This is a genomic window from Marseilla massiliensis, from assembly GCF_016899855.1.
Classification (GTDB): domain Bacteria; phylum Bacteroidota; class Bacteroidia; order Bacteroidales; family Bacteroidaceae; genus Prevotella.
Map to the genome: position 1 here is coordinate 1 of NZ_JACJJG010000106.1, position 9,180 is coordinate 9,180.

4 protein-coding genes and 1 CRISPR repeat array are annotated in these 9,180 nt (G+C 47.9%); all 4 genes read right to left on the minus strand.

The window, feature by feature from the left end; all coding sequences use genetic code 11:
* Nucleotides 1-43 precede the first annotated feature (43 nt).
* A CRISPR array of direct repeats spans nt 44-1,010; the repeat unit is 47 nt; unit sequence GTTGTGATTTGCTTTAAAATTCTTATCTTTGCGCTAAGACAAACATC.
* Between the two features lie 201 nt (nt 1,011-1,211).
* On the minus strand, nt 1,212-1,547 hold the full coding sequence (gene cas2 / locus H6A34_RS12255; protein ID WP_239480875.1) for a CRISPR-associated endonuclease Cas2: 336 nt from the start codon (nt 1,545-1,547) through the stop codon (nt 1,212-1,214).
* Nucleotides 1,548-1,564: 17 nt separating this feature from the next.
* Nucleotides 1,565-2,509, minus strand: a complete 945-nt coding sequence (gene cas1 / locus H6A34_RS12260) for a type II CRISPR-associated endonuclease Cas1 (protein WP_205105751.1) — start codon at nt 2,507-2,509, stop codon at nt 1,565-1,567.
* 19 nt (nt 2,510-2,528) lie between these two features.
* Nucleotides 2,529-6,761: a type II CRISPR RNA-guided endonuclease Cas9 gene (cas9, locus tag H6A34_RS12265; RefSeq protein WP_205105752.1), complete on the minus strand. Its 4,233-nt coding sequence runs from the start codon at nt 6,759-6,761 to the stop codon at nt 2,529-2,531.
* 178 nt (nt 6,762-6,939) lie between these two features.
* The gene (locus tag H6A34_RS12270; protein WP_205105753.1) at nt 6,940-8,688 is read right to left on the minus strand and encodes a polysaccharide lyase; all 1,749 of its coding nucleotides are present in this window, start codon (nt 8,686-8,688) and stop codon (nt 6,940-6,942) included.
* Nucleotides 8,689-9,180: the final 492 nt, after the last annotated feature.

Consider the following 9,180-nt stretch of genomic DNA (forward strand, 5'->3'; position numbering starts at 1 on the left):
TAAGACAAACATCTAGGTTGTAGTAAAACCCAAGACAAATATCGTTGTGATTTGCTTTAAAATTCTTATCTTTGCGCTAAGACAAACATCAAGGGAGATTTCAACAACGATTATTCAAACGTTGTGATTTGCTTTAAAATTCTTATCTTTGCGCTAAGACAAACATCGTTATCGTCCAAAATATCTTCCGCTGGTATGTTGTGATTTGCTTTAAAATTCTTATCTTTGCGCTAAGACAAACATCGATTAACCATTTGTTGTTGCCATTGACGCTGTTGTGATTTGCTTTAAAATTCTTATCTTTGCGCTAAGACAAACATCCGGTCCATATTCCGCAATACGATAGAAGTGTTGTGATTTGCTTTAAAATTCTTATCTTTGCGCTAAGACAAACATCCTTTTGACAATTGATAGATGTCTTGTTCAAGTTGTGATTTGCTTTAAAATTCTTATCTTTGCGCTAAGACAAACATCAATTTTGTTAAAAGCGTTAATGGTTTTAAGTTGTGATTTGCTTTAAAATTCTTATCTTTGCGCTAAGACAAACATCTTGCAGAAAATGATTGTCTTTTCTTGCGGAGTTGTGATTTGCTTTAAAATTCTTATCTTTGCGCTAAGACAAACATCTTAATATGACAAATGAAGAACGTATAATTAGTTGTGATTTGCTTTAAAATTCTTATCTTTGCGCTAAGACAAACATCTATACCACTTCCGTTATCGTCAGAGAATATGTTGTGATTTGCTTTAAAATTCTTATCTTTGCGCTAAGACAAACATCAAAAAGTTATTAAATAAATTTGATAAATAAGTTGTGATTTGCTTTAAAATTCTTATCTTTGCGCTAAGACAAACATCTATAAACAAGTGTATGCGGTTAACGATTAGTTGTGATTTGCTTTAAAATTCTTATCTTTGCGCTAAGACAAACATCTTTGCATTTTTTCCGTTTTCTTTGCAAATGTTGTGATTTGCTTTAAAATTCTTATCTTTGCGCTAAGACAAACATCACGATTACGGTAAAACACTGATAATCAGTGAGATATAAGATAAATTAGAAAATATAAAAAGATGGTTGTCTAAATGTCAAATCCGGCTATTGAGCCGGATTTTGACATTTCAAAAGAATAAGTCGAAACTATTTAGAATACCACCAAAGACCATGAACTGAGCGCGACAAACAGAAGAATATTGTTAAATAAACATAAATGTCAGAATAATTCAAGTTGTTGACCAGGAGCATTAGGCTCTACCGGTTTCTTGCCATAAAACAGCTCTATGGCGCCGAACTGCTTGTCGGTGATACAAAGTACACCTACATGTCCGTACTTGGGAAGGAACGACTTAACACGCTTGATGTGCACTTGGGCATTCTCCATGCTGGCACAATGACGGACATAAATAGAGAACTGGAACATCGTGAAACCGTCGCGTTGCAGGTTCTTGCGGAACAAGGCATAGGCCTGCTTGTCCCTCTTTGTCTCTGTAGGAAGGTCGAAGAAAACAAGTATCCACATAATCCTGTATTCGCTGAAACGGTCTGACATATTCAATTTTGTTTATTTCACATCTCTGGGTAGGCTATTCGGCGGGCCTCTCCGTTAAAGCATTTATACAGCGACGCCGTAGTCTGTGTTGCCGCCACCATCAACGGACTGCGCTTGCCACCTATCCTAACATCAATGACGGGTATGCCGAGCAGCCGCATTTTCAGGTCTTTCGTAATATCTTCAGGTATGTCTATGCCGTACTCAGCGGCTATTCCGTACACGAGTTCGTCCACATACGGACGGTATGGTTCCATTATGTCGTCTGCCAGGCAGTAAGCATTATAACGGTTATGGTGGTGAATGCCAAGCGTGGGCAACAGTCCGCTCGACACGAGCGAGCGGGCTATTACGGCACGCAAGATGGCATAACCATAGTTAAGGAGATTGTTGGGCGGAATGCCCTGACGGTCACGGGTGAAGCCGTCAAGGCCAGGTATGCCGTCAAAAAGATTTTTCCAGTAATACGCCGCCGCACGGCCTTCAAGATTGTCTGTATCGCCGCTGCGTACATCGGCCGACCAACGGCGCATACAACCCGTCTCAGCCCCTGCGCATTGAGCAAGAACCGCTGCCTGATTATCTATTTTCGCCTTGACTGTCTGCTGCCAAAGCTGCTTTTTCAGCGGCAGCGACGCGTCAAGCTGGTCACGGAAACGCTCGCTCTGTAAAGTGTTACCGCAAAGCGGGAGCATAAGGCCTACCGGCATGCTGCGGCTGTCGCACGTTATTACCGAACAGTTATTTTCGAGAAGCGCCTCGAGCAACCCTTCCGTCAAAGTTATCTGCTTATTGTCAAGCACCACAACGCCTATGTCCTCGACAGGAACAGTCCTCACCGCTTCTTTTTTCAACTCTTCCGGCATGTCGCTTTTCTCCACCTCCGGCAGGCGTATAACAAGCTGTCTGTCTTTCAACGAAAGATAGGCCGGGTTGGTGAAACACAGTGTTCGTTTTATCATTGTCTTAGATTATTTACAATTAATATTCTCCTACCGAAACAATTTGTCCAAGATGGTTTACACGGACTTTAACAACATTATTAGCAAAAACCAAAGTCTTAAACTGCTTATAAGTTATATTTTTTAATTCTTTTTCATCCTTTACTGTTGTTTCCAAATGGTGCCGAAACTTATAATCTCTAACAATATTATTACCATACATAACTTTTGACATTGTTTGCACCCTAAACAGATTCGGGCTTATCGCAGCATAGTTTTTCGGGTCAAGCAGGTCGATTTCCTTTGGGTCAAAACCTGTCTCGGCGTTTGGAAAAACAAAATACTCATTCTGCTTCATCGTGAACAGAAACTGCCAACCGACAGCCTTGTTATAATCACGGTCTATTACAGGCAGATGTTGTATTGCGCGCGCCGTGGCCTCATAAAACGACACGACATGTTCCTGCAGGTTGCCTTCAGCATCGCGAAAGATGGCTACATGGTGGTTATTGCTCGTGCTTACATAGTCGGAAGGTTGTTTGTTGCCATTTCCGTCAAGTATCAAACGACCAAGATTGTCGCGTTTGTCGTGCAGTGCCACGGCATTGTTCACGCCAGTTATCGTTACACGCTTTATACTAATGCCCTTTTCCTTGTTAAGCCATATCGGGTTTTCGTCAAGATTGGAGAATGCTGCCTGGGCGTCACCTCCATACTGACGCAACCGCTCCTCAAGTATCTTGCGCACCCTCGTGTCTATCACCTTGTCCACCTTCAAATCCTTGTTCACCTCTTTGCGTTGGGTGAATATTGTTTCAAGTGTCACTGTTTTTACCTTCGTAGGTACCTTTTCCGTGTGCATACGGCCAACAAACAATGGATTCTTATCAAGACTGTTCCTGCCTGTAAACGCCTTCTTTGGGTCTCCGTAGCACAGCCTCAGCCTTTCTAACAGAGCCTCACGATAACGCTTGTCGGCCACGGTCATTATCTTATCCTCAGTGAACGAAGCATTAACCTTTTCCTCCTTTGTGGCATAGCGCCTTATACTGCCGTAGATGGTTTCGTTGTGCAGTTGCCCACGCGGCGTAAGCTGCACCTTCCTGTGACCGCCACCTTTTGCATTCGTGACGTTAATATTGCGCGTCACTACCTTGTTTTTAGCCTTGATTGACACGAGCACAGCCTCAAGCTGCCGCCTGGCCTCACGGCGTAATTCGTCGAGCGGCATAGGAGGCATAAACCTCAGTTTGCCGCCACGGTCGCGATAAAGCTCTTTTCTTTCTATTGCATATATGCTGCCGCTACGGTCGCTGCGAGCGTTAAGATTGTTTAGGTATTGGATGTAGGCCGGCTTGGTAAATGCTATAGTCAGCGCGTCCATAGCGTGGTGGCGGTGATCGTTACGTTTCGTCCAGTCTTTTATGCGGCGTATACGCCGGCCATCTTTGTCCTCGACTATCTCAGTCAGCCCGAGCCTGTCGTACTTATCCCAGTTAAGCTCCTTCATGACGTCAACAAGTTGCCAGTCGTCGCGCAGGCGGTCGGTTACCGAACCCGTAGTGGGTGTTACCGTTCTTACCACTTCTTCAAGTATCTCCCGCGCTTTACGGGCTATGTACTGAGTATCGTTCAGGTCACGATTGATGAAGCCATCGGGTATGTCGGCCTCGACTGTTAGCAGACGATTGCGTTTTGTCTTGCTGATAGCTCCCTTGGCGTAAAGCGCCTCCACTCGCTGTTCGTATTGCTCAAGTCCGGCAGCGTCATATTTACCCTTTACATAGTCGTAAGCGGTCATATTGCTTTTCTCCAGATTTACATTTCGCGCCTCAAGAGTCTTGTTGGCAAACGAGTCGTCAAACAGTTTTGCCTGAGGTATGATGTGCTCGATGTCGAATTCCTTGCTGAAAAGTTTCTCACGTGGTATGTAAGTGCCTGAATAAAGCGTTCTGAAACCATTCTCCTTTAGTTCCATGTACAAGCGATAACGTATTATGTCGTTGCGGCTTACATTGGCTATACCGAATTCTTCCTGCAACATCTTGCGATATTTCTCGTTGTCGGCCGTGGCGCGGCTTATGGCCTTAACCATCTCTTCGCGCTCGGATGTGCTCTTCTTTAGCTCACGCGCCATTTCTATGCGTATCTCGTCAGGGCGTCCGTATTCACAGATAGCGGCGTTGACAACGTTAATCATCTGGTTGAGGATTTTCTCAACGACAGGATTACGCAAGCTGTTACGCGGCAACAGGTCAAGATGGTCTTTCAGCTGCTTGGTCTCTATCTCTTCCTTTGTCAGCGAACGTTTTGAATGGCGGTATCCGGCCATGCGGCACGCCTCGCTATACTCCACTCCATCTTTCATATAAGGCAGTATCTTGCGCATCGCTTTGGCACTCAGGTTGCCATAGTCAGGCTCAAACGTGATACCGGCTATCATGGCGGCGCTGTCCTTATCGAAGCCGTACAACTCTTGTATCTTAGCCACCAACCGTTCATTGCCAGTCTTCGACTTGTCACCCTCAAATGAATACAACAGATGCCACAATCTGTAAGCCGACTGGGCAGCAAAATCCTTACCGTCAAGTGACGAGTCAAAGTCGAGAAAGGCCGAGCTGAATCTCAATGCATTGAACACCGATACTATCACGCCTATGGCATCAGAAACAGAAATCTTCGATACGTCATACTCTCCGTGCCCGCTCATGTCAACTATTCCGAGGCATACCTTCATCAAGGCTGCCATCGTAGTATTGCCCTTTATCTCCTTATAGTTAAGATCAAGCTCCTTCGGATTATCAAACAACAGCTTTAATATCTCTTTCTTCGTCATCTTGTCCCTGAAGGTAAGCTCAGATGCAAGCGTCTCTTTCTCCTCCTGTGTCAGGAAACGTTTACCCTTCCTGTACTTAGCCGTGGCGCCGAACAAGTCGGGCTGGTTTTCTGGTTCTATCGGACCTGATACCTGAACATTGTTTATCATCTGCCATATCCTGAATTCCTGGTACAGCGGTGACGATTTGGGACACACGCGCAGACCAGCGGTAATCTTTTTCTTATGGCCATCCACTTCAATCTCTATCTCACGACTCTCAAACTCACAGTGGCTTATCAGTCCTTTTTGCGACTTTAGCGGTCGTTGGTAGAATATCACAACGTCGCGTATTTCGTGCTTCAGTTCAGGCGTCAGCTCCTTATGGTACTTGGCCTGCGTCTCCCATATCCGTTCAAACTCGTCAAGATAATCCTGCCGGTAATACACCTTGTTCTTCAAGCTGTAATTAGGATTGCGATCAAGTTCGGCCATAAGGTGCTGGCCTACGGTCTGGTGGTTGAAGTACAGCTCCTTACTGCGGTCACTTATCGCGCCGAGATATCCGCTCGAGTTTTTCAGCTGGCCGTTGATTTCCTGTAGCACCACTGCCAGTCGTTCAAGGTCGAGCTTGTCTGTCAGCGCCTCCACGCGCCATCTGTAGTTCTCTTTCCTCATCTGTTCGCCTTTTGTATTGCGCTTCATGCCCTTTATGCCGAACGGTGTCGAGCATACGGCCCACGTCTGGCTCTTGTTCTTACCCTGTATGGCGTCTTTTAACTCATCAGTAAGAATGTCGGGATAGAATCTCCGCTGACAATCCCACACTTTGTTAAGCTCCGCCTGAAGGTCGGAACGATAGAAGTCGGGTATATGTCTGTTGCCTTTCTCCATTAGCGACAAGGTGTATTGTCCAGGCGTAAGGCCGTCGTCATACAACCTGCGTGCCACCTCCATGCCATCTATCAGGTGGCCGTCCTCGTCTTTCTGCTTAGCCTTTCGGCTGCTCTTATAGCCACGCTTCTTATTTATCATGAGTAGCACGCGCGCCAGTTCCTCTAATGTTATCTCCTCCGTGGCCGCACTCGCCCTAAGCCGGTAAGTCTCGAAAGTGGTACGGTTGCCGCACTCGGCCAGTACAGCATCGTTGGAAATAAGTCCGTTGGATTTCAGAATACCGACAAGACTGTCACGGCGCAGCTTGTAGCGTTGCAGATTACGACGCATGGTGCGCTTCAGTGTACGTCCGGCGCAAGATGAAATCCCTTTGCCTTGTTTAAAATCATCCAAAGGAGTCTTGCTTTCCTTACCAGTTTTAGTGCTGACAAAACCGTCGAAATTTATAATACGTGAACCAAGTTTCACAATAGATGAATGTTCTGCTTCATTCTCTCTTTCGTTGACCAATGCCCAACCTATGCTGTTAGGTCCGAGGTCGAGTCCCAATATTCTTTTCATGGTGTTGGTGTTAGCAATATTAGATTTCGCAAATATAGTAAATAAAAACGACAAACGGTGTCGTTTCATGTGGTTATTTCGCGCCGCCGCACGTGATGGACTACTATGAAAAAGGCCGTGCCCGGTGGAGGATGTAACCTCCACCGGGCACGGCTTTAAGCAGATAATTGTCGTTTTATCAGTACAGCGACGTCTTGCCTGCCAGGGTGTCGTAGTTGTTCTTCAGGTCGGTCCAGTCAACCTTCACCTTGGTGCTTATGCCGTTGATGTACTTCTCGATGTTGGTGTATCCGTCACCGGTGCAGTCACCGTTGGCGTCAGAGGGGTCGTTGGGGTTCAGGCCAGCGGCAATCTCCCAATCGTCGGGCATGCCGTCGCCGTCGGTGTCAACGCGCGGTTCACCCTTGTATTCGGGATATCCGCCCATCTGGCGCGGGTCGGTGATGATACCGAGCTTGTAAGAGTCCTTGGGCAGACGGCGGTAGCGGAAGAGGCCCTCCTCGTTGGCTGTCTTCTCACTCATGCCCCAGTGGTCGCCGTAGGGGTTGTCCTTGGGCAGCTTGTCTACGTAGTATGCCTTGCCGGTGCGCACCTCCTCGATGATACGCTGGTCGACGATGTCACGTGTAGGCAGTGTCGCGCCCACGTTCTCGAGCACGTAGTCGAATGTCTTGTCAGACGGCAGGATGGTCATGTGTGCCATTTCGAATGGCTCGTCGGACTTCATGAGTGCCTTTACGTCTTCGGGTATCTGTGTGCCGTCGCCGATGTCGGATACCTGTATTCCGCCGTCCCAGTTGTCCTTGGTCACGCGCTCGTTGCCTTCAACGATGTTGCCGATGGCGAACACGCGGCCGTATTGCGGCCACGGGAAGAGCTTTTTGCTGCGGCTTTCGGCCTTGATGATACGGTAGCCCACGGGCGAGTCTTTCGGTGTGAGCGGTCCGGGCTTGTAGTAGTTGTTGATGAAGTTGCTCATCGTAGAGTACTCACCGCCGTCGGCCGTGCGGTGAACCCAGTTGTAGATTACGTTGTTCACGAAGTTGAACACTCCGCCCCAGCCTATCGACGGGTTACGTCCGGTGTTGTCGGCCCAGAGGTTGCGCATGAAGGTGGTGTTCTCGCCGCCGATGGTTGAGCCGAAGGCGTGGTTGTATGTGTCAAGACCTTTTGCCGAGATGGTGTTCTGGATGGTAACGTTGACCGTCGGGTCTTTTCTTGAGGGCTTGCCGTCGTTCATGCTGTACATGTGGCGGTAGAAGGAGATGTTCTCGTCGAGTCCCCACTCGCACGAGCAGTGGTCAATCATGATGTTGCCCACGGGGTTGCCGCCGAAGGAGTCCTCACGGTACCATACGTTGGTGGCGCCGCGGCGGAAGCGCATGTGGCGCACGATTACGTCGTGCGTGTTGACCTGGAACGACTGTCCTGCTATACAGATACCGTCGCCCGGGGCTGTCTGTCCCGCTATCGTGACGTAGGGAGCGCGCAGGATGATAGGCGTCTCGAGCTTGATTATTCCTGAAACGTTGAACACGATTATGCGGGCACCGCCCTGCTCGCAAGCCCAGCGGAACGAGCCGGGGCCCGAGTCGTTAAGGTTGGTAACGACGAGCACCTTGCCGCCGCGTCCGCCCTGTGTGTACATGCCGCCGCCCTCAGCACCGGGGAATGCGGGTATCTTTGCCTGCTTGAGGTCATACGGACGGAACGCCCATGGCACGTAGGGGCGGCCGTTCTCCATGGCCTCTTTCTTAACTATGGGTAATGCTACTGCCCACGCCGAGTCAGAATGTGCCGTCCAGACCTTGGTGAGCGAGTCAATCTTGGCCTTGCCCTCAGGCGTCAGCTGAGGATACTGCGCCATAACTGACTGCGTCCCCAGTCCCATGGCCAGAGCCGCAATCGCCAATGTTTTCTTGTCCATAAAAATATGCGTTATTGTTAAAAAGATTACGTTATTTGCATATATGACGGACAAAGTGCGAAAAAGTAATGTCGGTTTAACATATTTTTATTTGGTAGTTAAAGAAGTTAAAGGAGTTATCGCTCACTGTCGTTCGCTAAGTAGTTAAAGCCAAATGCTTTATTTCAGGAGTTAAGACAATAGATTTTATATTATCGCTATTTCATAGATAACCATTGTCATGCATTCAGGCAGAAAAGGCGCCACAGCGGAAGGCCGCAAATGGCATGACGAAAAGCCGCGGACGACACGCCGGAATGCCGCAAACCGCATCGTGATTTGCGGCATTTTATGGTTGTGGGGGGTTGGGTATTTGGTTGTGGGACTAATTGGCCGAATAAGGCTAATAAGCCCAATAAGCCGTATGCGCCATTGACTAAAACCGGCAAGGCAAACTAAGCTCCTCCCCCCCCCGGGGAGGTTGGGAGGGGGCTTCCATTAAGAATGGTTGGG

Excerpts from the sequence above, each read along its gene's own strand:
- cas9 (WP_205105752.1), bottom strand. The coding sequence starts at position 6,761 with ATGAAAAGAATATTGGGACTCGACCTCGGACCTAACAGCATAGGTTGG.
- H6A34_RS12270 (WP_205105753.1), bottom strand. The coding sequence starts at position 8,688 with ATGGACAAGAAAACATTGGCGATTGCGGCTCTGGCCATGGGACTGGGG.
- cas2 (WP_239480875.1), bottom strand. The coding sequence starts at position 1,547 with ATGTCAGACCGTTTCAGCGAATACAGGATTATGTGGATACTTGTTTTC.
- cas1 (WP_205105751.1), bottom strand. The coding sequence starts at position 2,509 with ATGATAAAACGAACACTGTGTTTCACCAACCCGGCCTATCTTTCGTTG.